We start from the raw sequence: 26,226 nt of genomic DNA, 5'->3' as shown, positions 1-26,226 counted from the left end.
CCCGCCGACCCCAGTCGTATCCGGGATTGCATGATTGTCCGGCGACGCGGTCTTCATGTCAGCCCGTGCGCGGCTGGTGTTGACGCAGGGCCCGAAGAATGCCGAACAGCAGGGCAAGCCCGATGCCGATGGCGATACCGCCAAACGCGCCGAGTGCCAGGAGGATCAGAGTCCGCGGCGGCCAGCTGCGCGATTGCGGCGGCATTGCACGCGAAATCACCCGGATATTGGAGGTGTTGATCTGCTGCTGTTCGGTGATCTGCTGGGCACGGGTCAGATGCGTTTCGTAAAGGGCAGCCTTGGCACGGGCGTCGCGCTCCAGATCCCGCAGCTCGACTTGGGAATCGTTGTCCATGTAGACGGTCGTCTGCTGTTCGTTCGCCTTGCCTTGCAGGGCGGCGAGCGCCGACTTGGCCTGGTTCATGTCTCCCAACGCAGCATCGGCGATCCGCCGGGCTTCATTGTTGATCGATGCCTTCAAGGTGGTCAGGTCGGAATTGGCAGCGGTGATCCGTGGATGGCGGGTGCCATAGGTCAGTTTCAGGGAATTGAGCTGCAACAAGGCCTGATCGTAATCCTGCCGTAGCGCCGTCATCGTTGGGGAAACGAAAACCGATGCCGTGCCGGTCTGGCCGGTCGAGATTGCCTCCTGCATCTGCTTGTATCGCGTTTCCAGCTCAATATAGCGCTGCTGTGCCGTCAGGACCTGCGTGTTCAACTCGGCAACAAGCCGTGTGCTGACCAGTTCGCCATTGGAGGATTGCAGCCCCTTCTGGCGTTTGAATTCTTCGACCTTTGCTTCCGCGTTGGTGACGTTGCGCCGCAGCTCTTCCAGGCGATCGTTGAGCGTCGTTGCGACCCTACCGGCGCTTTGCGCGGCGGATTCGAAAATTTCCTTTTCGAACGCATCTACGATGGCGTCGGACAGCGTCACTGATTTCTCCGGGCTATCGGTATAGACACCAAGAGAAACGACGAATGAGCGCTCTTCGCGCCGTGCTTCGACGCGCTCGGCGAGGGCGCGGGTTGCGGCCAGCATCTTTGCATGCTGGGTCTCGTCCTTGGTGGCGCTCGAAAACAAGTCCTTGAGGCCGTCGAATATGCCCGGCTTCACGAATTCCTGGTCCTGCGTCAGGTTCATGCTGTCGATGACGCGGGTCAGGACATTGCGCGATGTGAGGATGCGCAGCTTGCTTTCAACCTCGAGCAATTGCGAGTCGCGCAACGGATTGGAGCCGAACACGTCGTCACTGACCACCTGAAGATTGGACGGATCAATGACGAGGTCGGTGTAGACGGTATAACGCGGCTGAGCGACCATCGCGTAGACCAAGGCGGCGGCCACGCACAGCACCGTCGTACCGATAATCCAGAGCAGGCCGCTCTTGAGCCACAGGAATACGTCATCGGGACCGATGGCGCGAAGGGCCGCGACATATCCCATGATCTGCCCTTTGACGGGCGTTGAAGGTGTGTTGATATGTTCGGCGATTGCCGCCTGTTGCCGGTTTGGCGAAAACGTTGCGCGTGCGGTCTCAGCAGTTGCGGATGCCTGATAAGCGGGGCGGAAATCCTCGTCTTCGTCGGAAACCAGATCGAGAAGGGAGCCGGGACGTGGGCGCGAGCGTGCAACCGTTTCCGGGCGCTTTATCGCTTGCCGCAGATCCGGCTCCTTCGGCGTGTACATCCGTTCTGTCTCCGCAGCGTGCTTCAAGCCCGTACAGCCTATCGCCGTGCTCTAGGTGAACATCATGAATAGTCGCTTATGGTAAACCGGACGTTAAAATGCCGGATGTCGGCACTCGCATACAGGGTATTCGGGATTAGAAATCGTGAAGCAACCGGCTCCAGCTTTCCGAGGCAAGGCCGCCGGCATAGAACCCGTCGCCGATGGCCGCTTCCTTCAGGTCGGCGTGGCGGGTGACCAGGCAAAAATAGCCGGTATGCTTGTGTACCAGATGGCGTTGACGCAGCACCGCCTGTGTCAGGAAAGGCTGCGCCATCCCCTGGGCGCTTGCATATCCAAGGTTGTCGAGATCGGCAAAAAGCTGGGCAACGACCAGCGCTTCCTGACGCTCGTGACAGAAGACGTTCATAACCACGGCGTTGCTGCCATCCGCACCAAAATACAGGTAACAGCCGATCGTCTTGCTCTGCGCGTCCGTGATGCTGCGGCACCGAAGCTCGCCAAGCGAGGTGTTCAGCTTCGCCGCAGCGATCAGCCAGTCGAATTCTGCCTGGGAAAAGACCGGATGGACGGAGAAGCGCTGCATCATCAGCTGCGCCTGTTCCATGAATTGCGGCAGTGAAATCGGTGCGCTCGCGATGCCGTCGTGCGGCGTGGCAGCAAACGAGGTTTTTGAGCGGCGCACGAAACGGTCAGCGGTTCGGGCAAGGCCCTGCAGCGGCAGCCTGGCAAGCAACTTCACCTTGCGGCGGGCCACGTCGAGCGCGGTTGCGGCCGGACGGAATGTGCGATGCCATTCAAGGCTTTGAACCGGCAAGACCAGCCCGCCACCGGCAACCCAGTGGTCGGCGCTGACCGGTGATGCGTTGTCGGTAAAGCAGAAATCCTGGCGTGCCGCGCGCAGCATGCGGGCCAGACGGGCAGCCCCGGCCGCGCCGGACTTTCCTTCGGCCATGAACGCGCACAGTATTCTGGCGGTTACCGGCCGGCCATGAACGATGAATTCCACCGGCATTGCCAGAATGGCGCTGTCGATCGTCGATGTCTCGTTGAGATGAACGAGGCTGCCGACATCCGGCGTGTAGAGCGGGCTGCTGAAGAAAACCGTTTCGAGATAACCGGCCAGCTGGCTGTCGGTCTTCAGATTGTTCTTGCGGAAGGTCCGGGTGAACAGATCCGCGATAGCCGGAAGGTCCGACCGCTCCATGGCGCGAACCGCGCCTGTATGCGGCCTCGGCCGGCCCTCCTCAGCAGGAGGGGCGGAGAGTTCGATGGGTTGTCTCAAAGCATTTTCCGCAGCGGGTGTCATATCACACTCTTCATATCCGGCTCTGTCTCGCCAGTTTATTTACGGGATATCGGTCAATATTTTCTAAGCAACTCAAAGCGTTTTTATGAAAATGCTGCTCCGGCAGCATCTTTTACTTCATCCTTCTTCGCGTACCGGAAGAAGACCGCCCAGGCGACGGCCACCATTGCAATCTCGATGACGTAGAAGGAAACGACTGTTCCCATCGGCGGGGCGTACCAGGTCGCCCAGGCCGCAAGGCCTGCGCCCAGAATGCTGCCGAGGCCCATGACGCTGGCGCGCGCCGCGTGATATCCGGCGGCCCCCAGTGCTTCGACGGCAATCGACCACATGCCGAGCGGTACGACGACCCAGCAGAGGCTGCGCACGAAGGACACCAGCGTCAAATATTCGTGGCCGAACAGGTAGGGGAGCAGCGGTGCCAGGAGAAATACGGTTGTGGCGGCTGCCAGGCTGATGCCGGTGGCGGCAAGGAGCACCTTGCGGATACGGTCCATCGCCTTGTGGAGACCGTTGGCCGCCGCGCGCGCCGAGCCCGGATACATCAGACGGTTCAAGGCTTCGACGGAAAGGTAGCTGCTTTCGAGAATCCGGCGCGCGACACTGTAGCTTGCGACGATTTCGGCTGTCGTGACGAGGCTGAGCGTTAGCAGGTCGGCGTTCTGGCGGATGGCGCGCAGAATGAAGGGTATGCTGAAGTACATGCCGAGCGGCAGCTCTTCCCTGACGATCTCGTATTTGGGCCGGCCCAGTTTTGCCAATGCCCGGATGCAGAAGGCCGCGACCAGGACATGGCAGGCAAACTGCCAGACCGCCCATTCGGCAACGGTCGAGACGCCAAATGCAAGGCATGCAAGTGCTGCGGCGATGGTGCGCGCAATCGCGAACCCGACCACGGTCATGTTGGCCGAGACGAAATTGGAGTGACCGATGAAGATCTGCTCGGTCAGGACAATAATGCGCACGAAAATGATGTTGGTGATCAGCATCAGCGTCATATCGAGGAGATTGAGCGATGGATCGGGCGACAACGCAAAGAAAAATGGCAATATAGCCACGCCGAGCAATACCAGTGCCACGCCGCTAATGGTCGTCAGGATGATATTGTGGCCGAGCATGACGGGATACATCGAGGGATCGCGCGCGACGCGCCGCACAAGGCACTCCATGCCGCCAAGTCCGCAGAGATGGACGGCAATATTGCAAACTGCGGTAACGGCGACGAAGACGCTGAACTCGTTGACGCCGAGCGACCGCGCCAGAATGGCGAAGGTGAGCAGTTGAGCAGCGGAACTCAAAATGAGGCTGCCGCCGGAAGCCATGTAGGACATGACTATCGACATCAGTGTTCGCTGCTTGGGCGCGTGAAAAGCGTCCGCTGTCACCGTTGGTTTCCTCCTCTTGCAGACAATGAGGTTCCGGTTGGGTGCAGTGGTAGCAACCACGGCAAAACTGGCGGAAACCTCAAAGTTGCAGTCGCGTCTGTTTCATTTAATTTCTGGTTGTCCCACAATACGTTCAATCGCTGCAAAGGTCGTTAATTTCACCGCGATTCGGTCTTTGCGGCATCAGAGAATTCATATTGAGGTTAACGCTTGCCATTGCTGAATTGATTTCAGTTTATGTTTACTTCGCTACGCTATTGATTGCAGTAGGTTTTGGCGGTTGCAGGTTGGAGTTGCGCTGGTGATGGATAAGGCACGTGTTGAGGACCGGATCGGAACGCCGCTGCACCGCTTCATGGGGGTCGATCTCGAACTGGCTCCCGGCGTGCTCATCCCAAGAGAAGAAACTGAACTTTTGGGCCGCACATCGCTCGGGTTGATCGAAGGACGCGTCGAAAATCCATTGGTCATCGACATGTGCTGCGGCTCCGGCAATCTGGCGCTGGCCATCGCCACGCACATCCCGGCAGCCCGGCTCTGGGCATGCGATCTGACAGACGAGACTGTGAGCCTTGCAACGCGAAACGCTGAGCGTTGCGGGTTTTCCGATCGCCTGAGCGTGATCCAGGGCGACCTGTTCGGCGGGCTTTCGGACAAGGATCTAGAGGGCAAGATCGATCTGATCGTCTGCAATCCTCCGTATATCTCCACCCAACGTCTGGAGGGCGACAGCGCCCATCTGCTTGACAACGAACCGCGCGAGGCCTTCGATGGTGGCCCCTATGGGATTTCAATCCATCAGCGTCTGGTCCGCGATGCACTTGCGTTTCTGAAGCCCGGTGGCTGGCTGGCTTTCGAATTCGGTGAAGGGCAGCACCGCCAGGCCGCCGCACTGCTTGCGCGGGCGCGGGGCTATGAGCCTGCAACTTTCGCCGAAGACGCGGCCGGTCTTCCCCGTGTCGCATTCGTCCAGAAGAAATGGTCCGATGCGTAACACGTCATTGCTGAGCCCGCCTGCAAAACCTTCTGCCGGAACCCGAAAAGCCGATGAGTGAAATCCGCGCGTTGCAAAGCTCCGACATCCCGGCCTTGGCGGGGATGTTTCAACGCGTCTTCCGCGACCCGAAGGCTCCGGCAGCTAAGGGGTTGGCGGACTATCTCCAGCATTTCTATCTCGATGCGCCAGGCCAGGACATCGGCATCGCGTCGCTCGTTCATTTGAATGACGGCGGCGAGATGACCGGTTTCGTTGGTGCAACGGGGTTGCCGATGACGTTTCAGGGCCGGCAATTGCGCGCAGCGATTTGCGGCTCGCTGATGGTCGAGGGGCGGGACGCCGATCCGCTCGCGGGCGCGCGCCTTCTCAAGGCGTTTCTCGCTGGCCCCCAGGACCTATCGTTCAGCGAGACGGCGAGCGAGGTATCCGCCGCGATGTGGATGAAGCTGCGCGGGCTGGCCTTGCCGCAATATAGTCTCGACTGGCTTCGCCTCATCCGGCCGGCCGGCTTTTTTACCGAGCTTGGCGCGAGCCGTATCGCCGCCGCCCGTTTTTTGCGGCCAGTGGCGCGCAGGACCGATGATATCCTGCTCCGGCGCATGCGCGCTGACGACCTGCGCTGGTCCGGCATTCCGGCGGCCTGGAATGGGCAGGGTAGCTTCAAGACGAGTGACGTGTCTGTCGAAGAGTTTGCCGCACTTTTTAGTCGGCTGACGGCGCGATACCGGCTCCGGCCTGATTTTCCAGGTGCTCAGTTGGCCTATATCCTGGGGGATGCAAAGTACGCGAGGTCGGAAGGCGAGGCCGTGTTCTGCAAGGTTGAGGCGCGGACCGGTGCCGTCGTCGGTGCCTTCGTCTATCATGGAAATGTGGGCCGCATCGGCCGGGTCCTTCAGATCCTGTCGATTCCCGGCCAGGAACGGCAGGTTATCGATTGCCTGATTGCGCATGCTGCAGCGCGGGATCTCGTTGCGTTGCGCGGCCGCACACAGCCGGCACTGCTCGAAGCCATGCTCGGCCGGCGCATCTCCTTCACCCACATCGCCTCAAGCGTCATTCACAGCAGAGATCCGGAGATCCTGCAGGCTTTTCAGAACGGCGAAGGGTTTTTCAATGGGCTGGCCGGTGAACACTGGAGCCGGCTTGCGGCTGATGATATCGACTGACACGCTCTCCGCCGCCTTCTAAGCCCGTATGTCTTACTTCGGTGCGATTTCGCTGACTGGTTCGACCAGTTGCGGCGCAAGGTGCAGATAACGTGTCGCCTTGCGCTTGGCAGCGATATCGGCCCAGACGCGTGTCATCTGGTCTGCGGTCAACCCGGCCGCGGCGGCAACGGTTTCTGCGGGCAGATTGTTGTTGAGGCCGTAGAGGCAGAGATCCATCCGGTCGTAGGGCAAGGAGAAGTAGAACTCTTCCTGCGTCTGCTGCAGCGAATAGGTATCGGTCGTCGGCGGGCGCTTGCAGATTTCCTCCGGCACGCCGAGGTAAGCGGCCAACTGATAGACCTGGGTCTTGTAGAGATGGGCGATCGGCTTGACGTCGGCAGCGCCATCACCGTTCTTGACGAAGAAGCCCTGATCGTATTCCAGCCGGTTCGGCGTGCCGATGACGGCAAAGTTCAGGCGGTCAGCGTGGAAATATTCGAGCTGCTTGCGCGTGCGCTGCTTCATGTTGGTGGCCGCGACGATGCCGAGATAAACCGATGGCGTCATGCGCAGCTTTGTCTGCTTGCCATCCGGGTCCTGCACGACGAGGTAGGAAATGTTGTAGCCATCGCCTTCCAGTGCGCTGGAAATGACGATCTTCGAGGCCCAGGCGCTGGTATAGTCTGGAACCAGTTCGCGGATGAAGGCGTCGCGGCGATCGTAGCAGCCCATGGCCTGCAGCGACGGGCCGATGTCCTCGACGACACTGCCGATGCCGAAGGTTTCGGCGATGGTGCGGCCAAGACGCAGGCTTTCCGGATCGGAATCGTTTTCCGGCATGAACAGAGCGTAGACGTTCTTTGCACCGACCGCGCGGGCGGCAAGAGCTGCACAGACGCTGCTGTCGATGCCACCGGAAAGTCCAAGAACGAGACCGCGCTTGCGCAACGGGCCGCGCAGCTGCTCACGCAGCGCTGCAACGATCTTGTCGGTTTCCTTGGCCGGGTCGAGTGCCAGCGTTGCTGCCGAGAATGCGGCGGTGGTTTCGGCTTTGTGCATATTCATTCGGCAGCCTCCAATGTTTCTGCGGCAAGCCTGCGGCTGACCTTGCCCGTATCTGTCTTCGGCAGCTCAGCGCGAAACTCGATGAGACGCGGAACCATGAAGTCTTCCAGATGGGCGGCGCAATGTTTGATGATCTCGCGTTCCGTCAGAGCCGGATCGGAGAGAACGACGATGGCGGCGATTGCCTGGCCAAGGACAGGGTCGGGCAGGCCGATGACGACGGCCTCGGCAATGCCGGGATGGGCATGCAGCACCGTCTCGACTTCCTTCGGCGCGACTTTCTCGCCACGGGTCTTGATGATGTCGTCCTTACGGCCGACGAAATAGAGGAACCCTTCCTCGTCCGTGCGGAAGAGGTCACCGGTGTAAAGTACCCTTTCCCAAGGGTTGGGGCCGGGGCGCAGCATCTTGTTGGTCGCCTCGTCGTTGCGCCAGTAACCCTGCATCACATGCGGGCCACGGATCACCAGTTCGCCAGGGACGCCGGGCGCCACGCGCTGGCCGTCGTCATCGACAACAAAGGCTTCGGTATTGGGAATGGCGATGCCCACGGAGCCGGGGCGGCGATCGAGTTCGGCGGGCGGCAGGTAGGTGCAGCGCTTGCATTCGGTCAGCCCGTACATCGAATAGATCGTCGCGCGTGGAAACAGTTCACGCAGGCGGGCGATATGGGTGGGGGGCAGGGCGGCTGCGGTATTGGTGATGTAGCGCAGGCTCGGCAGGAAATCCGGCTCGAGGTCACGCATCTGCAGGATCATTGCCGCCATGGTCGGCACCAGCGGGAAGCCGGTGACGTTTTCTTCGCGGATACGGTCGAAGATTGCCTGCGGGAAAGCGAAGGAGGCTTCCAGAACGATGGTCGCGCCGAGTTTGATCGACATCAGCAGCTGGTAGAGACCATAGTCGAAGGCCAGCGGCAGGACATTCAGGATGATGTCGTCGGCTGTGTTTTCCAGATAGGTGGTGATCGAGGTCGCGGCGGCTTCCACATTCCGGTGCGTCATCATCACACCCTTCGGGCGGCCGGTCGAGCCCGAGGTGTAGATCAAAAGCGCCAAGTCGACATCAATGCCGTGGTGACCGACGGCGGTTTCGGCCGCTGCAAGGCAGGTCTCGAAATCGGCGATGCCGTTACCGGGGCCAGCGCCTCGGAATTTTGTCGATGCGACGAACAATGGCCTTGGCTCGGTTGCCCTGGCCTCAGACACGACAGGCAGCAGTTTGCCCTGTGTTAAGATGCCGGCTGCCTCGCAATTGCTGATCATATAGGCGAGCTTGTCGGCTTTGGTCGATGGATTGACCGGTACGGCGGTGGCGCCGGCCTTCAGGATGGCAAACAGCGAAACCGCTGCTTCCCAGCAATTGTTCATGAAGACGAGGACGCGGTCGCCGCGCACGATACCGCCTGCGGCAAGCGACGAGGCCAGCCGTCCGGCAACCGCATCGAATTCCGCATAGGTGAAGCGCTTGTCGCCAGCCACCAGGGCGGTCTTCGCACCGTTTGTACGGGCGCTGTTCTGCAGAAACTCTTCGACGCGCATCGTCTGTCTCCCGTCGCCCGATCCTGTCAGGCTGACATCTTGTTGAGTGCGGGATCCTGCGCGTGTCTGGCCACGAAGGCCGTGATGCGCGCCACGGAATCGAGATTGGCCGGGACGATATCCGCGTCGGCCATGACGAAACCGAACTGGTCCTCGATGAAGGCAACCAGCTCGAGAACACCGGTGGAATCGATGACCTCGTTTTCGATCAGCGATGCCTCGTCCTGAAGATCGTAGGACGTGTCGCCAAACAGAAAGTTCTCGATGATGAAAGCCTTGATGCTGTCTTTGATGGGTTGGGTCATATGTTTTTCCTCAGATAAAGCTCAAGCCGCCTTGGTGCTCAGCGCCTTGGTGGCTGAAAATGTGTTCTGCCAGAGTTGGGTTGATAGGATGCCGACGAAGGCCACATTGTCGCGATAGCCGGATGCCGGCTTCTCGCTGCATTTCTCATAAAGTTTTGAGACGGCTTTCGGATTGAAAAGGCCGGTTTCGGCGATGCTGCGTTCGCTGAACGCGTCGCGGACGTAGTCCCGTTCGTTGTTGCCGACGAAGGATTGGCTATCCGGCGCCCGGTAAGGCTGCTTGGTCCGGCGCCCGATGGTGTCCGGAAGAAGACCTTTCGTGGCTTCCCGCAGGATATGCTTTTCGACAAGCCCCTTGAGCTTCATTTCGGGCGGCAGGCGTGTCGCGAATTCGACCAGGCGATGGTCGAGGAAAGGGAAACGGCCTTCGATGCCATGTGCCATGGCCATGCGATCGCCCTGGCTCGACAGGATGTAGCCGGGCAGAAGGAAACGGCTTTCAAGATACTGCGCCTGATGCAGCGGGTGCCAGCGGCCAAAGTCCTGCGGCAGAAGCGAAACCATTTCTGCGGTGGCATCGTAGCCTGCGAGCGTTTGGCGCAGATCGCCGGAGAAAAACAGCTTGGCAGCTGCCGTCCCGCGCAGGCGCGGTCGGTGCGAAAACAGCGGATCGTCCGGACTGTCGGCGCCAGCACCAAAGAAGGCAGCGAGATATTCGGCCGATTGCTGTTTCAACCCGGGCAGGTAGGCATAGAGCTTGCGAAACAGGTGCGGCCTGATCCTCGAACCTGGCTGGCGGGCACAGAAGCGGCGAACGCGGGCTTCCTTGAATATATCATAGCCGGCAAACACCTCGTCGGCACCTTCGCCGGTCAAAACCACCTTCAAGCCTTTTTCGCGAACAAGGCCGGACAGCTGATAGAGTGGCGCCGGTGCCGTGCGCAGGATCGGGCGCTCGGTGAAGCGGATCACATCGGGAAAGGCGCTGGCGATATCGCCTTCGCCGCAGGCAACCGCGTGATGATGCGTGCCGAGCGCCGTGGCCATTTGTTGCTGGAAAGCGCTTTCGTCATGTTCGGCGCTGCCAAAGGTGACCGAAAACGTCGAGAGGCCGCCAGCTGCCATCGGCGCAGCCAACGCCGAAACGATCGATGAATCGAGGCCGCCGGAAAGATAGGAGCCGACCGGGACATCGGCCCGCATGCGGATGCGCGTCGCATCGGTCAAGAGGGCACGCAGTTCCTCGGCAGCAGTGCGCTCGTCCGTGTAGACGGCGGGCTCGCCGATGTCGGGATATTGCAGCTGCCAGTACGGCTTGATTGAGACAGTATTTTTCTCGGCGATCAGCAGATGCGCTGGCTCAAGTTCAAATACGTCACGGAAGGCCGTGCGCGGTGCAATCGGCGCCCAGAGCGTAAAGATCTGATCTAGCGCCAGCGGGTCCATCTCCGCCCGGACGCCTGGCACCTGCAGCAGAGCCTTTACTTCCGAGGCAAAATAAAGGGTTTTGCCGACTGTTGTATAGAAGAGCGGACGAACGCCCATGCGGTCGCGGGCAATGACCATGCGCTGCCTGGGCGCATCCCAGATCGCAAAGGCAAAATCGCCGTTGAGCAAGGACACGCAATCTGGTCCCATGCGCTCGTAAAGATGCAGAATGACTTCGGTGTCGCTGCCGGTGCGGAACACATGGCCCTGCGCCCTCAGCGTCTCGCGCAGCTCGACATAGTTGAAAATTTCGCCGTTGAAGACGATGGTGAAATCGCCGCTGGAATGCGTCATCGGCTGCTGGCCATCGCCCAAACCGACGATCGACAGGCGTGCATGGCCGAGCCCGACGGCGGGAGCGGTGAAGATACCCTGCCCATCCGGCCCCCGGTGTGCAATCGCGGCAACCATGCGCTGCAGCAGCGGCTGCGCATCATGGGGCGCGACGCCATCTCCGAAGTATCCGCCAAATCCACACATGCAGCAAAATTCCCGAACTTGCCCCTGGAAGCCGCATAATGCCTGAAAAGCGTCCGTGATGTGTTAATCTGGACCAGATTTCAGAAGCGAATTCCGGTATTTGGTCTCACGGTAAAAATTGATTTAAGAATAATTTCGACTTTTTATTAAAGCGAAAAGTAATGGAAGAACGGTGCCTGTTCCCTTATGGAATGCAATTTCTTCCGTTTTGCCCGGCCGCTTCCGGGCAGTGCTGATCGCGGAACGGCCGCCGCTCTCTCTAAGTCCATGCAATCTTGGGTGGATTTCAGGGAGGCTTGGAAGAGGCTTTGCCGGCCGCCTCTGTGCCTTGTTATGGTTAATCGACCATGAATCGATGGCGGTTGGTGTACGCCGCTTAATCGCCACGCCGGTTTGGGGCATTGTGTCGTGGGGTCGCTGCGTGATCGACAAAGACGAGTTTGGGCTTCGAAGTGGCTGCTGCGGCTTTGTAGATGACAATGGCTGTCAGCACAGGCCAGAAAAGGCATAAAATCAAGCCCACTATGCGATGAGCCGACCACTGGCCGCCAACTCTTTCGCCTTCGATATAGGTTGGCGCGAGATAAGCCAGTGTGGCAAAGCCATAAGCCAGCGCCGCGATCTGCAGGTTCGACATGATGGCACGCTCCCCTTCGGTTCAAGTGCTTATGGTGCTCTGCAATCTGCGCGAAAGTCGAAGGTAAGTCACTCTCGCAATAAGAGAAATTAGCGATTTCTTAACTTTAAGGTAAATTTCGATCCCTTTTGAGGTGTCGTACAAATTGACGCGACGATCACTGTCCCACCTTTGGACTATCCATTTGACCTCGCTAAAACCCACCCGTTGACACGTCTTGAACTCTCAACTTAGGTTAAGTCAAAAATATTGACTTAATGGTTGGTTGGCGAAATCGGGAGAGTTCGTGGTGACTGGATTGACGAAGCTATTTGCTGAAGGATGGCTGTTTCTCGCGGCTCCAAAATCAAACGGGCGCGCAATCTTGTCTTGCTTCAAATCACGTATGATATTGTGATGCTCGTTGTCCCGAGCCTGCCAGGCAGGCCACTATCCCGGCCATAGCAACGTTCTCACACAGGGTTCATCACATGGATTATCTGGTCAATCTTTCCCTGGTTAAGCCGGTTCCGGAGCTCGACGCGCGCATGGAAAACGCCGGTGTCACCATCAGGCGGGCGCTTGCGCCGGAGTTCGAACTGGTCACCGGCTGGGTGCGGGAAAAATTCGGCTCCGGCTGGGCGAGCGAGACTGCGGTGGCTTTTGCCCGCCAGCCGCCGACCTGTTTTCTTGCGACGCGGGCGCAAACGCTTATCGGCTTTGCCTGCCATGAATCGGTCGCCCGCGGTTTTTTCGGACCAACGGGCGTGGATGAGGCAGCACGCGGCGAAGGCATCGGCCATGCCCTGCTTCTCGCCAGCCTGATGGATTTGAAAATGATGGGTTACGGCTACGCCATCATCGGCGATGTCGGCCCATCGGCCTTTTACGAGCGGACGGTGGGGGCTACGCCGATCCCGAATTCAGCGCCCGGCGTCTATGCCGGATTGCTCAACAGCGCCGAATGACAGTTTTCTGGAGGACATGATGACGATCGCGACCAAGATCAAATATCAGCTGGAAACATTCTGGGTGCCTGCGGGGCAGGATGAAAGTCCCGTCTATACACTGACCCTGACCAACAACACCGATCAGCCGCTGGCCGATTTCAAACTCTGCGTGTCCGGCCCGGCCCGCATCGACCCGGAAGCAACGGTCGAGGGCGGCAGGCTGTTGAAGCGGCTGTCGAACCACTCGGAATTTGCGCCGCTGGACGGCTTTGTGCTCAAACCCGGCGAGACCTGGACCATCAAGGCGCATGGCATGAGCTATCATCCCAAGCATTGGACCGATGGTGCCAATGCCGGTTATGTCGTGCTCGCCGATAACGATACGGTGCCGGTCAGCGTCGCTCCGACCCGGGCGAAGGGGGACAATGCGGCCCTGACGCGCGGTGCCGTGGTCTATCCGGTTCCAAAGGTCGCTCCGGTAACGGTTTCCGTTGTGCCGTGGCCAAGTGCAGTCTCGGTTTCCGGCCAGCTTGCGCCTCCCGCCGGGGTTGCTCTGCATGCCGAGGGTGGTGAGGCCGAAGCTGCAGCGCAGGCATTCAAGGCGCTTGCGGATGGCTTGTTTCCTGTCGAAGGTATTGTCCGTCCTGCAGCCGAAGGCGGGTTTCCCGTCTCGTTTGCCTTGGTCGCTGGGTTCCCGCCGGAGGCGTATGGCATCAAGTTCTCCACATCCGGGGTTACGGTATCGGCGAGCGCACGTGCAGGCTTCCTCTACGGATTGATCACACTGGGGCAGATACTGCGCGGTGCGCGGCTTCATCCGGAGACTTTCCTGTTTCCGGCATCCGGCGAGATCAATGATGCGCCGGCGCTCGGCTGGCGTGGCGTGCATCTCGATGTCGCCCGGCAGTTTTACGGCACGGCGGAGATCGAGCAGTTCCTGCGCATCATGGCCTGGAACAAGCTGAACCGCTTCCATTGGCACTTGTCCGATGATGAGGCCTGGCGCGTCGAGATCGATGCCTATCCGGCTTTGACGGAGATTGGCGCCTGGCGTGGTCACGGTCTGAAAATCCCACCGCTTCTGGGCTCCGGGCCGCAGGTCACCGGCGGTTATTATACCAAGGCCGCCATTCGCCAGATCGTGGCGCTGGCCGACGGGATCGGCATCGAGGTGGTGCCTGAAATCGACGTGCCCGGCCATTGCTATGCGATGCTACAGGCGATCCCCGAGCTGCGCGATCCGCAGGAAAAGGGCAGCTATTTCTCCGTCCAGGGTTTTCCGGACAATTGCATCAATCCGGCTCGGGAAGAGACCTACCGGGTTCTGGAAACGATCTTCGACGAGTTGATCGAGCTGTTTCCATCCAAGATCATTCATATCGGCGCCGACGAAGTGCCACTCGGGGCATGGTCGGGATCGCCGGAGGCGTTGGCGCGCTTGCGCGACGTCAGCGGGGAGGCGATGGCAAGCGCGCACGCTGCGCGGCTGAACGTTGTCACCAACACGCATGGCGCCGACGAAATCGACGGATCGGGTGCTGCGGTGCTGCAGGCGGAATTCCTGGCACGCATCCAGGCTTTTCTCGCCTCGCGCGGCTGCATCACCGGCGGCTGGCAGGAAGCAGCCCATGGCAACGTCATCGACAAGAGCAATTCGCTGCTGTTCGGTTGGCGGACGGTCGAGGCATCGGCGGCCTTGGCAGGCGAGGGCTACGACATGGTTGTTTGCCCCGGCCAGGTCTATTATCTCGACATGGCCAACAGTCAGGCGTGGTCGGAGCCAGGCGCCAGTTGGGCCGGCTGGTCTGATCCGGAAAAGCTCTACACATTCGATCCCATCGAAGGCTGGAATGACGAGCAGAAGAAGCGGTTGTCCGGCGTGCAATGCTGCATCTGGTCGGAACCGATGACCGATCGCGGTGTCTTCGACCGTTTGGTCTTTCCGCGTCTGTCGGCGCTTGCCGAAACCGGCTGGACGTTGCCGGAGCGAAAGTCCTTCGCCCGCTTTGAGGCGCTGGTCGGCCTGATGCCCATTCTCTACGGGATTTACGCGGAACGCTGATCTGGACAGGAGTGCGGGCAGGCCCTGCACGCACTCCTTTAGCTACGATTGCAAACTCGGCATCGTAGCGTGTGGTCAAATATGAAGAGTTTCGAAATCAATTAAAGATTGTGCTTTTGAGCGATGTTTTCACGCACAATTAATCCGACGAGACACAAGGCCGGGAGCTGCATGTAACGGCGAATATTTTGTTCCGAATTTTTAAAAAATATAATTAAAACAGGATATTAATTGAGGCTTTCGGCATTGAGAAATCTTCTCCCTGCGAGAGTGGCGATGGTTCTCTATGCTTAAAAATTGCTCGAATTATTAATTCTTATTTTAGCAATTATACTAATAGTTGCATTGTGCATTCGAATATTAGAATGTTCGAGCATGACGCTCATGCACAAGCCGGGAAGACCGGCATGACTTTTCCCAAAGAAACCTGACCGGCTCGCTGGTGTCCTTCGGATGTGTGGTGCTCGCCTGAGCCAGGATCCATGGCCACAAGAGATATGGAAGTTCAAGGACATTCGCGGCTCTAACCGGCCGATGTATGCGCCTATTGTTGCGCCCAAATGGCGCTTGAAAATTGAGCGGATGCCGAAGGAGGCGTTGTATGAGCAGGCTTTTCCCACGTTTTGGTGGCGATACCGCAGCTGTTCTGGCTGCGATGCATAAGTCACAGGCGATTATCGAATTCGATCTAAGCGGCAACATCCTTGCCGCCAACCCAAATTTCTGTGCGGCATTGGGCTACGAGCTTGCGGAGATCAAGGGCAAACATCATCGGATTTTCGTTGATCCAGCTGAAGCGAACAGTGTGGAATATCGCGAATTCTGGGGACGGCTCGGCCGTGGCGAATTCGACCGGCAGCAATATAAGCGCATCACCAAGAGCGGCCGCGAGATCTGGATCGAGGCCTCCTACAACCCGATTTTCCGTGGTAGCAAGCCCTATAAGGTGGTGAAGTTTGCAACCGACATCACGGCCGTCAGGCAGAAGGCCATGGAAGATGCCGGCAAGCTGAATGCCGTCTCCCGTTCACAGGCGGTGATCGAATTCACCCCGACCGGCGAAATCCTCACCGCCAACGAAAATTTCTGCGGTGCGCTGGGTTATCAACTGCAGGAAATTCAGGGCAGGCATCACCGGATGTTCTGCGACCCTGCTTATGTGCAGACCGAGGAATATCGGCAGTTCTGGGAGCGGCTCGGGCGTGGTGAATTCACCGCCAACGAGTTCCTTCGCTTTGGCAAGGGCGGCAAGGAGATCTGGATCCAGGCAGCCTACAACCCGATCGTCGACGAGAAGGGAAAGGTCTACAAGGTCGTCAAGTTTGCAACGGATGTGACAGAGCGCATGGGCGCGGTTGGCACGCTTGCAAAGGCCTTGAAGGGATTGTCTGATGGCGATCTGACCCAAAATCTCGATCGGCCGTTTGTGCCGACGATGGAAAAGGTCCGTCACGATTTCAATGATGCGGTGGAAAAGCTCCGGCTGGCGATGCACTCCGTTGGTACCAACGCCCAGGCAATTGCCGCCGGCTCGACGGAAATTCGGTCAGCTGCGGATGACCTGTCGAAACGCACCGAACAACAGGCGGCTTCCGTTGAGGAAACGGCGGCAGCGCTCGAGCAGATCACCACGACCGTTGCCGACTCCAGCCGCAGGGCGGAGGAAGCCGGCCATCTGGTCGCTGCGACGCGTGCAAATGCCGAACGGTCCGGAGCCGTGGTGCGCAATGCCATCACAGCCATGGGACAGATCGAAAACTCCTCCCGCGAAATTTCCAACATTATCGGCGTGATTGACGACATCGCCTTCCAGACCAATCTTCTGGCACTGAACGCCGGCGTGGAAGCGGCGCGGGCGGGAGATGCAGGCAAGGGCTTTGCGGTTGTGGCTCAGGAGGTGCGTGAACTAGCGCAGCGCTCGGCCAAGGCTGCAAAGGAAATCAAGGCGCTGATCAATACCTCAGGCGAACAGGTCAAAAGCGGCGTGTCGCTGGTCGGCGAAACAGGCAAGGCGCTGGAGGAAATCGTTAAGCAGGTCCAGGAGATCAACAGCAATGTCGTCGCCATCGTCGAAGGCGCGAGAGAACAGGCGACCGGTCTGAAAGAGATCAACCATGCGGTCAATGCTATGGATCAGGGCACCCAACAGAACGCAGCCATGGTGGAACAGTCGACCGCGGCCAGCCATGGACTGGCACGGGAGGCGGAAGCTCTGTTCTCGCTGCTTGGCCAGTTCCGGGTCGGGCAACAGGCGAGCGTACCTCGCGCGGTGGAGGCTGGACACCACTCCCGGCCGGTCGCATCGCCCGCCCGCAAGATGGCAGGCCAGGTGATCCGCGCCTTTTCCGGCAATGCTGCGGCCGCGCAGGAGAATTGGGAAGAATTTTAAACCCGATTATTCCGGCTGACATGAAAACGGCGCCGCTGGAATGCGGCGCCGTTTGTCGTTGCATCGGTCGGTCGTCTATTCGGCGGCTTCAAGCCCGGGCAGGAGCGGCTGGGCGTGCAGTTGCGTGACCGAGGCCGTTTCGTGCGGGGCGGCATGATGTCCGCTTTTCTTCAGCGGCTTGTTGCCGGTCATCGCCCGCACCAGCGTGTAGAAGACCGGGGTCAGGAACAGACCGAACAGCGTCACGCCGATCATGCCGGAGAACACCGCGACGCCCATGGCATGGCGCATTTCAGCGCCGGCGCCGGTCGAGATCACGAGTGGTACGACACCCATGATGAACGCCATCGAGGTCATCAGGATCGGGCGCAGCCGCAGACGGCTGGCCTTGATGACGGCTTCGAACGGCGTCGCTCCCTCGAACTCGAGCTCACGGGCAAACTCGACGATCAGGATAGCGTTCTTGGCTGACAACCCGACAAGCACGATCAGACCGATCTGCGTGAAGACGTTGTTGTCGCCTCCGGTCAGCCAGACCCCGCCAAGCGCTGCTAACAATGCCATCGGAATGATCATGATGATCGATAGTGGCAGTGTCAGGCTTTCGTACTGTGCTGCCAGCACCAAAAAGACCAGCAGGATCGACAGCGGGAAGATCAGCAGGCCTGTATTGCCGGCGATGATCTCCTGGTAAGTCAGCTCCGTCCATTCGAAGGTGACGCCTGCGGGCAGCGTTTCGGCGGCGATCCGTTCAACGGCAGCGCGGGCCTGGCCGGATGAAAAGCCGGGTGCCGTGTTGCCGTTGATATCGGCTGAGAGGAAGCCGTTGTAGCGCATGGCGCGTTCCGGACCGGCGCTCGAGGTGACATTGAGCACCGCCGACAGCGGGATCATTTCGCCTGAGCTGGAGCGGACTTCGAGCTTGCCGATATCTTCCGCCTGAGCGCGGTAGTTGGCATCGGCCTGCACACGCACGGAATAGGTTCGTCCGAACTTGTTGAAGTCGTTGACATAGACCGAGCCGAGATAGATCTGCAGCGTGTTGAAGATTTCCGTCAGCGGAACGTTCAGCTGACGGGCCTTTGCCCGGTCGACATCGGCATAGAGTTGCGGAACGTTGACCTGATAGCTGGAGAACATGCCGACCAGTTCAGGTGCCGTATAGGCCTTTGCCATGAAACCCTTCACGGCTGCATCGAGCGCTTCGTAACCAAGCCCGGCCTTGTCTTCCAGCTGCAACTTGAAGCCGCCGATGGCACCGAGACCCTGGACAGGCGGCGGCGGGAAGATGGCGCTGAAGGATTCCTTGATAACGCTGAGTTCCTGGTTCAACCGTCCGGCGATCGCACCGGCTGAAAGGTCCGGGGTGGTGCGTTCTTCGAAAGGCTTCAGCGACAGGAAGACGATGCCGGCATTGGAGGAGTTGGTAAAGCCGTTGATCGACAAGCCCGGGAAGGCGATGGCGCTTTCGACGCCGGGAACCTTCAAGGAGATGTCGCTGATGCGGCGGATGACTTCTTCCGTGCGGTCAAGCGAAGCACCGTCCGGCAATTGGGTAAAGCCGACCAGATATTGCTTGTCCTGCGGCGGTACGAAACCTGGCGGTACAGCCTTGAAGAAGAATACGGTGGCACCGACGAGCAGCAGATAGACGCCCATCATCAGGGTCTTGCGCGAGATCACGCCCTTGACGCCCGAGCTGTACGCCCGCGATCCGCGCGAGAAGACAGCGTTGAAGCCACGGAAGAACCAGCCAAACAGGAAGTCCATCACCCGGGTCAACCGGTCCTTCGGCGCATCGTGGCTGCGCAGAAGCAGGGCTGCAAGGGCCGGGGACAGGGTGAGCGAGTTGAAGGCCGAGATGACGGTCGAGATGGCAATCGTCAGGGCGAACTGCTTGTAGAACTGGCCGGTGAGGCCGGAGATGAAGGCAAGTGGCACGAAGACGGCGACCAGAACCAGCGCGATCGCGATGATCGGGCCGGAGACTTCGGTCATTGCCTTGTAGGTTGCTTCGCGCGGCGAAAGCCCATCCTCGATGTTACGCTCGACGTTTTCCACGACGACGATCGCGTCATCGACGACGATGCCGATGGCCAATACCAGGCCAAAGAGACTGAGCGCATTGATCGAGAAGCCGAGCATCTGCATGACGGCGAAGGTGCCGATGATGGAGACGGGTACGGCGATCAGCGGAATGATCGATGCGCGCCATGTCTGCAGGAAGATGATGACGACGATGACGACCAGCGCGATGGCTTCGAGCAGGGTGTCAACAACGGCCTCGATCGAGGCGCGGACGAACTGCGTCGTGTCATAGACGATCTCGTAGTTGACATCCTGCGGCATCGACGCCTTGATTTCTTCCATGGTGGCGCGGACCTGGTCGGCGATCTCGATGGCGTTCGAGCCGGGTGCCTGGAAGACGGGAATTGCAACAGCCTGCTTGTTGTTGAGCAACGACCGCAGCGAGTACTCGGCAGAACCGAGCTCGATGCGGGAGACGTCGCGCAGGCGGGTGATTGCGCCGGTCGGGCTCGTCTTGATGATAATCTCGCCGAACTCTTCCTCGCTCTGCAGGCGGCCCTGTGCATTCACGGAAAGCTGCAGATCGACCCCTTGCGCATTTGGTGATGAGCCGATGACACCCGCTGCGGCCTGGACGTTCTGGGCACGGATTTCATTGACGATATCGGAAGCGGAGAGGCCAAGCTGCGCCATCTTCTGCGGATCCAGCCAGATGCGCATCGAATAGTCGCCGGAACCGAACAGCTGAACCTGGCCGACGCCGTCGATGCGGGCAAGCCTGTCCTTGACGTTGATCAGCGCATAGTTGCGCAGATAGGTCATGTCGTATCGGCCCTCGGGTGAGGTCAGATGTACGACCATCATCAGGTCCGGGGAGCTTTTGATGGTGGTGATGCCGAGGCGGCGCACTTCTTCCGGCAGCCGTGGTTCGGCCTGGCCGACACGGTTTTGGACAAGCTGCTGGGCCTGATCGGGGTCGGTGCCGAGTTTGAAGGTGACGGTCAGGGTCATCAGGCCGTCAGTGGTTGCCTGACTGCTCATATAGAGCATGTCCTCGACGCCATTGATGGATTCCTCCAGCGGCGTCGCCACGGTTTCGGCAATGACTTTCGGGTTGGCGCCTGGGTAATTGGCGCGAACGACGATCTGTGGCGGCACGACATCAGGATATTCCGAGATCGGCAGGATCGTCATGGCGATCAGGCCGCCCAGAAAGATGATGAAGGACAGAACGCCCGCGAAAACCGGGCGATCGATAAAGAACCTGGAGATATTCATGGCGTGATCCGCCCTTGTGCTGAAGTGCCGGAGAAAGGCTTAGTTGGTTATCGAGGCTTGCTGCTCGGGATTTGCAGCTGGGTTCATCGGCACCATTTCTGGTGCCACGAGCGCGCCGGGGCGGATGCGTTGCAGGCCGTTAACGACGATGCGCTCCTCAGCTTTCAAACCGGCCGTGACCACCCGCAAACCATCGGACTTCATGCCGACGGCGATTTCGCGGTACTCGGTGGTGTTGTCCGGCTTGACGACCATGACGTATTTCTTGTTCTGGTCGGTGCCGATGGCGCGTTCATTGATCAGCACTGCGTCTTCGGACTTTGCCTGGCCCATGCTCAGACGGGCGAACTGACCCGGCATCAAGGCGCCATTGGCATTGTCGAAGACGGCGCGGACACGGATCGTGCCGCTCTGCGGATCAACGCTGTTGTCAACCAGCTGAAGCTTGCCGCTGACGTCGGACGATCCGGCAACGTCCATGCGGACCGGAACGCGGTCGATGAAGTTGCGGGCGTTGACCCCTTCGGGGAGCTCGGCGAGTATGCCGGAGACGATCCGCTCGTCGGCCTCGAAGCTCGCATAAATCGGGCTCAGGGATACCAGACGGGTGAGGATCGGCGACGAAGGGCCGGCAGCGATCAGGTTGCCTGCGGTGATCTCGATCTTGCCAACACGGCCGGTGATCGGGGCGCGGATTTCGGTGTAGCCTAGATTGAGGGCTGCCGACTGCAGCACGGCGCGGGCTGCACCAAGGTCTGCATCTGCACTTGCCAGGCCGTTGCTGCGCTGATCGACTTCGCTTTGCGATACGGCATTGGAGGCCAGCAATTGCGTGCCGCGCTTCAGCTCGACGCGGGCCAGTGAGGCTCGTGCTTCGGCTGCGGTAACACTGGCTTGCGCCCGGGCAACCTCGGCCTGATAGGGGGCGGGATCGATGGTGACCAGCAGGTCGCCCTTTTTAACGATCGCGCCTTCCTGGAAATGCACCGACTGGATGGCACCCTGAACGCGCGAGCGCAGCTCGACATGATCGACCGCTTCGAGGCGGCCGGAGAATTCGCTCCACTGGGTCACCGACTTGGCTTCAACCACGGAAACGGAAACGGGGATGGCAGCAGGTGCTGCGGTCGACGCGTCGGCTGCATTGCCGCTACCGGCCGGGCTGCCCAGCAGATCGAAATAGATCGTCGGCGAAATGGTCGCGACGGCAAGCACGAGGCCGGTGGTAAGAAGCTTGGTTCTGAAAGTTCCGAATGACATGGCGGCTATCCTGAATTTCTGCCCCGGGTGTGGGCTGCCTTGTGTCCGACGTGGGAGGCGAAGGATTTGGGCGAGGGTTGCATTGACGTTCAATACCGTTCGGTATAGAAATAAGTTCTGAAGCCGATCACTGTCAATCGAATTATATACCGATCGGTATAAAAAAATTCGGGAGGGCCCCACCCCATGGGACGGCCAAGAGAGTTTGATGTCGATGATGCCCTTGAAACGGCGATGGAGCTGTTCTGGCGAAAGGGCTACGAAGGCACGTCTCTGACTGACCTGACCGAAGGCATGGGCATTACCAAACCGAGCCTCTATGGCGTCTTCGGCAATAAGGAAGGCCTGTTCCTCAAGGCACTGGAGCGCTACGAGCGCACCAAGATGAACTTTTTTCATGAAGCTCTGAAGCAACCGAAGGCACGCGATGTTGCCGGGAAGATCCTGAGAGGCTTTGCTGATTCCCAGACTGCGGCAACCGGTCCGAGTGGTTGTCTGGGGATCAACGGTGCACTCGCCTGTAGCGAGGCTGCCGCTGAAATCCAGAAATGTCTGATTGAAAACCGCCAGCGCGGCGAACGTGATCTGGGCAGGCGGTTCGAGCGTGCGGCGAGCGAGGGCGACCTGCCGGCCGGGCACGAGCCTTACGATCTTGCCCGCTATATCATGACGATCTCGCAAGGGACCGCCATTCAGGCGGCGTCCGGTGCGGACCGGCCGGCGCTCTACCGCGTCATCGATATGGCGCTGCAGTTCTGGCCTGAAACCGTCGAGCAGAACTGAATCAGTCGGTTATCCAAGTTCCATATACAACATGGCTAGTGTTTTAGCGATCGCTTCACTCGTCCGTCATCTTCCCGCTGCGTGACTCCAGCCGATACCGGTTGCCGGGGTAGACCAACCGGGCAAAGGACACGGCGCGTTTCGACGACCATGTCCGGCGGCGAATGAGCAGGCACGGCTCAGTGCGAAGGATAACCAGCAGCTTACATTCCCATGGCTGCGGCATGGCGGCTTCGACAATATGCTCGGACCCGCTCAAAGGGGCTTCCGCTGTCAAGTAAGCATTCGGCGTCTGCACCGTGAAGTCCTGCTCCAGGTAACCTGGTGCTGCTTCCGGGTTGACGAAGCGGTCTTCAATCTGGACGGGAACACCGTTTTCACTATGGACGATCAGCGAATGAAACACCGGTGCGCCAATCGCTAATCCCAGCGCATCGGCAACGTCCGGTGCGGCGGTTTCCTGCGCCAGAACCACGACGGACGCCTGATGCGTATGGCCCCGCTCATCGATCTCATCGGCGATGTTGCGCACCTCGAACAGCTCGGAATAGCCTTTGCGCTCGGCAACGAAAGAGCCGACGCCCTGAATGCGGACGAGCTCGCCTTCGCTAGCCAGCTCCCTCAGGGCCCGGTTGGCCGTCATCTTGCTGACGCCCAGTTCCGCAACCAGTTCGTTCTCGGATGGAACCCTGTGCTTTGGCGGCCATTCGCCGCTCTGGATGCGGTCGAGGATCATCTGCTTGACGCCGGCATAAAGCGGCGAGCCGTCATTGTCGCTGGTATCCCATTTTAACGGAGCGTTCTGGTCGTTGCTTCGTTTCATCTGCTCATTCCTTGGGCGGAATTAATTTTGCATTCAAATGCGGCCGCCTACTTGCATACCATAAAAATTAGCATATGGTACCATATACAACATGGATGTTCAGAGGCATTTTCTGGGTCTCGTTCTCCATCGGTTATTGTAAAGCCGGCGCAGATCGGTGGACGTTGTTGAAGATAAACCTCAGAGGAACGTGAACATGAACCTGTCAAAATTTCTGATGGCTGGCGCCGTCGCATTTGCCACGCTTGCCGCTCCGATGGCTCAGGCCAAGGACTGGAAGACTGTTACCATTACGCTTGAAGGCGCCTATGCGCCGTGGAACCTGACCAATCCGGACGGCACGCTCGGCGGCTTCGAGCCGGAACTGGCCAAGTATCTCTGCGACCATATGAAGGTCGAGTGCACGCTGGTTGCCTCCGACTGGGACGGCATGATCCCGGCGCTCAACGCCGGTAAGTTCGATGTGATCATGGATGCCCTGTCGATCACCGAAGAGCGCAAGAAGATCATCGATTTCACTATCCCTTATGCCCACACGCACGCCGCTTTCGCGACGCTGAAGGATAGCCCGCTGGCAAATGCTGCCGGCACCGGCACGGTCGTCAAGCTCGATCCGGGCGCGACCGGCGTCAAGGAAGTCGAAGCGATGAAGGCTGCCTTTGCCGGCAAGACCATCGGCATCCAGGCAGCCACCGTCTATTCCAAGTTCGTCTATGACAATTTCGGCGATATCGCCACCGTTCGCGAATACAAGACCGGCGCCGAGCGCGACCTCGATCTTGAAAGCGGCCGTATCGATCTTGTTTTCGATGATGCCGTCTACCTGATCTCCGCCTTTGAAAAATCCAACGGCACGCTCGGCTTCACCGGTCCGGAAATCGGCGGCACGATCTTCGGCAGCGGCGAAGGCCTTGGCATCCGTCAGGCCGATACCGACCTGCGCGACATGTTCAACAAGGCGATCGAGGCAGCCCTTGCCGACGGCACGATCAAGACCCTGTCGATGAAGTGGTTCAAGACCGACGTTACCCCCTGATCCCAAGTTTGCCCGCCGCTTGCTGTTTTGCCTGTGGCGGGCACACTTGTTGCGGCAGGCCGCCCTCTGAAGAAGCGCGGCCTTCCATATCCACTTGACGATCGGGAATCCGGCCTTGCCGGGAACAACGGGACGCCTGCGGCATGGCTTTACTTCAAATGATCGGATTTGGCCCCACCGGCTGGGGCGGGCTGCTGCTTGTGGCAGCCCTGATGACGCTCTGCGTCACCGCCGTGGCCCTATTGATCGGCGCTATCCTGGGTACGCTCGTTGCCTGGGCGAAGCTCTCGGGCAGCCGGATCATGCGAACGATTGGCGGTATCTACACCACCGTGTTTCGTGGTGTTCCCGAGCTGTTGATCATCTATCTCGTCTATTTCGGCGGCTCGAGCGCCGTCACTGCCATCGGCACGGCGATGGGTTATGAGGGCTTTCTCGGCCTTCCATCCTTTGCAGCCGGCGCGCTTGCTGTCGGCATCATCTCCGGCGCCTATCAGGCCGAGGTGTTTCGCGGCGCTTACCTGGCCATTCCCAAGGGGGAACTGGAAGCAGCGCAGGCGATCGGCATGAACCGCGGCTTGCGTTTCCGCCGCATCATCGGGCCGCAGGTGTTTCGCTTTGCCATTCCGGGGATCGGCAATGTCTGGCAGCTCAGCCTCAAGGATTCGGCACTGGTTTCGGTGACGGGGCTTGCCGACCTGATGCGCACCAGCCAGGTCGCGGCCGGCTCCACCCGCCAGCACTTCCTGTTCTTTATTGTCGGCGGCTGCCTCTATCTGATCATGACCAGCTTCTCCGACCGAATTTTCAACAGTGCTGAAAAGCGCGCCAATCGCAGCATGCCGACCAGTCTCGGCCAGGCCTGATCAAGGAGACGCGCGATGGACATCGCCTTCATGTTCGAGACCATGAAAACGCTGCTGGCCGCTCTGCCGATGACGCTGGCGCTGTTTTCCCTTTCCGTCTTCTTCGGCGGCATACTGGCGCTTCTGATCGTCTGGATGCGCGTCAGCGGTAATGCCGCCGCCCGCAATTTTGCCAAGGGCTACATTTTCATCTTTCGCGGCTCGCCGCTGCTGATCCAAATGTTCCTGATCTTCTACGGTCTCGGCCAGTTCGGTTTTATTCGTTACAGTTTCCTTTGGCCGGCTTTGCGCGAGCCGTTCGTCTGTGCCGTTCTGTCGCTGGCGCTCTGCACGGCCGGTTATTCCGCTGAAATCTTCCGCTTTGGCCTTCGGGCCATTCCGGCCAAGGAGATCGAGGCGGCACGGTCCATCGGCATGTCCGGGTTTCTTCTGACGCGCCGCATCCTCGCACCGGTCGCCTTTCGTCACGCGCTTCCAGCCTATTCCACCGAGGTGGTGATGATGGTGAAATCGACGGCGCTCGCCAGCCTTGTGACCGTCTGGGAAGTGACCGGCGTCGCACAACGGCTGATCGCCCAGACCTATCGTACGATGGAAGTCTTTCTGTGTGCTGCTATCATCTACCTGCTTCTGAATTTTATCATTCTACAGGCGATGGCACTGCTTGAATACAAGCTGACCCCCCATCGCCGCGCAGCACCGCTTTTCCCGGTTCCGCAACGATGAACGC

20 protein-coding genes are annotated in these 26,226 nt (G+C 59.4%); 9 read left to right on the top strand and 11 right to left on the bottom strand.

Features of this window, described 5'->3' with window-relative positions; all coding sequences use genetic code 11:
- Positions 1-58: 58 nt before the first annotated feature.
- The 3 genes from ACQY8Q_RS09625 to ACQY8Q_RS09615 all read right to left on the bottom strand — a co-directional run bounded on the left by ACQY8Q_RS09625 (position 59) and on the right by ACQY8Q_RS09615 (position 4,339).
- The gene (locus ACQY8Q_RS09625; RefSeq protein ID WP_428426383.1) at positions 59-1,687 is read right to left on the bottom strand and encodes a GumC family protein; all 1,629 of its coding nucleotides are present in this window, start codon (positions 1,685-1,687) and stop codon (positions 59-61) included.
- A gap of 136 nt (positions 1,688-1,823) precedes the next feature.
- On the bottom strand, positions 1,824-2,972 hold the full coding sequence (locus tag ACQY8Q_RS09620; RefSeq protein WP_428426382.1) for a GNAT family N-acetyltransferase: 1,149 nt from the start codon (positions 2,970-2,972) through the stop codon (positions 1,824-1,826).
- Positions 2,973-3,079: 107 nt separating this feature from the next.
- Positions 3,080-4,339 (bottom strand): lipopolysaccharide biosynthesis protein, encoded by a 1,260-nt coding sequence (locus tag ACQY8Q_RS09615; RefSeq protein ID WP_428429729.1) that lies wholly within the window; start codon positions 4,337-4,339, stop codon positions 3,080-3,082.
- A 346-nt stretch (positions 4,340-4,685) separates the two neighbouring features.
- On the opposite strand from ACQY8Q_RS09615, the gene ACQY8Q_RS09610 reads away from it, so the two are divergent.
- On the top strand, positions 4,686-5,375 hold the full coding sequence (locus ACQY8Q_RS09610) for a N5-glutamine methyltransferase family protein (RefSeq protein ID WP_428429728.1): 690 nt from the start codon (positions 4,686-4,688) through the stop codon (positions 5,373-5,375).
- A 53-nt stretch (positions 5,376-5,428) separates the two neighbouring features.
- The gene (locus tag ACQY8Q_RS09605) at positions 5,429-6,544 is read left to right on the top strand and encodes a hypothetical protein (RefSeq protein ID WP_428426381.1); all 1,116 of its coding nucleotides are present in this window, start codon (positions 5,429-5,431) and stop codon (positions 6,542-6,544) included.
- Positions 6,545-6,577: 33 nt separating this feature from the next.
- Here the strand turns inward: ACQY8Q_RS09605 and nadE are convergent, their stop codons facing one another.
- The 5 genes from nadE to ACQY8Q_RS09580 form a co-directional block, all read right to left on the bottom strand.
- On the bottom strand, positions 6,578-7,591 hold the full coding sequence (gene nadE, locus ACQY8Q_RS09600; RefSeq protein ID WP_428426380.1) for an NAD(+) synthase: 1,014 nt from the start codon (positions 7,589-7,591) through the stop codon (positions 6,578-6,580).
- Complete coding sequence (locus ACQY8Q_RS09595; RefSeq protein WP_428426379.1) at positions 7,588-9,132, bottom strand: class I adenylate-forming enzyme family protein; 1,545 nt, start codon at positions 9,130-9,132, stop codon at positions 7,588-7,590. Before ACQY8Q_RS09595 ends, nadE begins: the two co-directional genes overlap by 4 nt.
- A gap of 26 nt (positions 9,133-9,158) precedes the next feature.
- Positions 9,159-9,437: an acyl carrier protein gene (locus tag ACQY8Q_RS09590; protein ID WP_428426378.1), complete on the bottom strand. Its 279-nt coding sequence runs from the start codon at positions 9,435-9,437 to the stop codon at positions 9,159-9,161.
- A 21-nt stretch (positions 9,438-9,458) separates the two neighbouring features.
- Positions 9,459-11,405 carry an asparagine synthase (glutamine-hydrolyzing) gene (gene asnB / locus ACQY8Q_RS09585; RefSeq protein ID WP_428426377.1) on the bottom strand — a complete coding sequence of 649 codons (1,947 nt, stop codon included), beginning with the start codon at positions 11,403-11,405 and terminating at the stop codon, positions 9,459-9,461.
- Positions 11,406-11,781: 376 nt separating this feature from the next.
- Complete coding sequence (locus ACQY8Q_RS09580) at positions 11,782-12,042, bottom strand: hypothetical protein (protein ID WP_428426376.1); 261 nt, start codon at positions 12,040-12,042, stop codon at positions 11,782-11,784.
- Between the two features lie 470 nt (positions 12,043-12,512).
- On the opposite strand from ACQY8Q_RS09580, the gene ACQY8Q_RS09575 reads away from it, so the two are divergent.
- The 3 genes from ACQY8Q_RS09575 to ACQY8Q_RS09565 all read left to right on the top strand — a co-directional run bounded on the left by ACQY8Q_RS09575 (position 12,513) and on the right by ACQY8Q_RS09565 (position 17,422).
- Complete coding sequence (locus ACQY8Q_RS09575; RefSeq protein ID WP_428426375.1) at positions 12,513-12,989, top strand: GNAT family N-acetyltransferase; 477 nt, start codon at positions 12,513-12,515, stop codon at positions 12,987-12,989.
- 19 nt (positions 12,990-13,008) lie between these two features.
- Positions 13,009-15,033 carry a beta-N-acetylhexosaminidase gene (locus tag ACQY8Q_RS09570; RefSeq protein ID WP_428426374.1) on the top strand — a complete coding sequence of 675 codons (2,025 nt, stop codon included), beginning with the start codon at positions 13,009-13,011 and terminating at the stop codon, positions 15,031-15,033.
- 601 nt (positions 15,034-15,634) lie between these two features.
- Complete coding sequence (locus tag ACQY8Q_RS09565) at positions 15,635-17,422, top strand: methyl-accepting chemotaxis protein (RefSeq protein WP_428426373.1); 1,788 nt, start codon at positions 15,635-15,637, stop codon at positions 17,420-17,422.
- A gap of 75 nt (positions 17,423-17,497) precedes the next feature.
- Here the strand turns inward: ACQY8Q_RS09565 and ACQY8Q_RS09560 are convergent, their stop codons facing one another.
- The gene (locus ACQY8Q_RS09560; protein ID WP_428426372.1) at positions 17,498-20,728 is read right to left on the bottom strand and encodes an efflux RND transporter permease subunit; all 3,231 of its coding nucleotides are present in this window, start codon (positions 20,726-20,728) and stop codon (positions 17,498-17,500) included.
- A gap of 39 nt (positions 20,729-20,767) precedes the next feature.
- On the bottom strand, positions 20,768-21,988 hold the full coding sequence (locus ACQY8Q_RS09555) for an efflux RND transporter periplasmic adaptor subunit (protein ID WP_428426371.1): 1,221 nt from the start codon (positions 21,986-21,988) through the stop codon (positions 20,768-20,770).
- Between the two features lie 186 nt (positions 21,989-22,174).
- On the opposite strand from ACQY8Q_RS09555, the gene ACQY8Q_RS09550 reads away from it, so the two are divergent.
- Entirely contained in the window at positions 22,175-22,771 is a 597-nt protein-coding gene (locus ACQY8Q_RS09550; RefSeq protein WP_428426370.1) for a TetR/AcrR family transcriptional regulator, read from the top strand.
- Positions 22,772-22,826: 55 nt separating this feature from the next.
- On the opposite strand, the gene hutC is transcribed toward ACQY8Q_RS09550, so the two are convergent.
- Entirely contained in the window at positions 22,827-23,594 is a 768-nt protein-coding gene (hutC, locus tag ACQY8Q_RS09545) for a histidine utilization repressor (protein ID WP_428426369.1), read from the bottom strand.
- Positions 23,595-23,790: 196 nt separating this feature from the next.
- Here hutC and ACQY8Q_RS09540 point away from each other — a divergent pair, with 196 nt between their 5' ends.
- The 3 genes from ACQY8Q_RS09540 (at position 23,791) to ACQY8Q_RS09530 (ending at position 26,222) form a co-directional block, all read left to right on the top strand.
- Positions 23,791-24,630, top strand: coding sequence for a transporter substrate-binding domain-containing protein (locus ACQY8Q_RS09540; protein ID WP_428426368.1), 840 nt, complete (start codon positions 23,791-23,793; stop codon positions 24,628-24,630).
- A gap of 143 nt (positions 24,631-24,773) precedes the next feature.
- The gene (locus tag ACQY8Q_RS09535) at positions 24,774-25,496 is read left to right on the top strand and encodes an ABC transporter permease subunit (protein ID WP_113247241.1); all 723 of its coding nucleotides are present in this window, start codon (positions 24,774-24,776) and stop codon (positions 25,494-25,496) included.
- A gap of 15 nt (positions 25,497-25,511) precedes the next feature.
- Complete coding sequence (locus ACQY8Q_RS09530; protein WP_428426367.1) at positions 25,512-26,222, top strand: ABC transporter permease; 711 nt, start codon at positions 25,512-25,514, stop codon at positions 26,220-26,222.
- Positions 26,223-26,226: the final 4 nt, after the last annotated feature.

The sequence above is a fragment of the Pararhizobium sp. genome, from assembly GCF_965279435.1.
GTDB lineage: Bacteria > Pseudomonadota > Alphaproteobacteria > Rhizobiales > Rhizobiaceae > Pararhizobium.
This window is presented reverse-complemented; position numbering and strand designations above follow the sequence as displayed.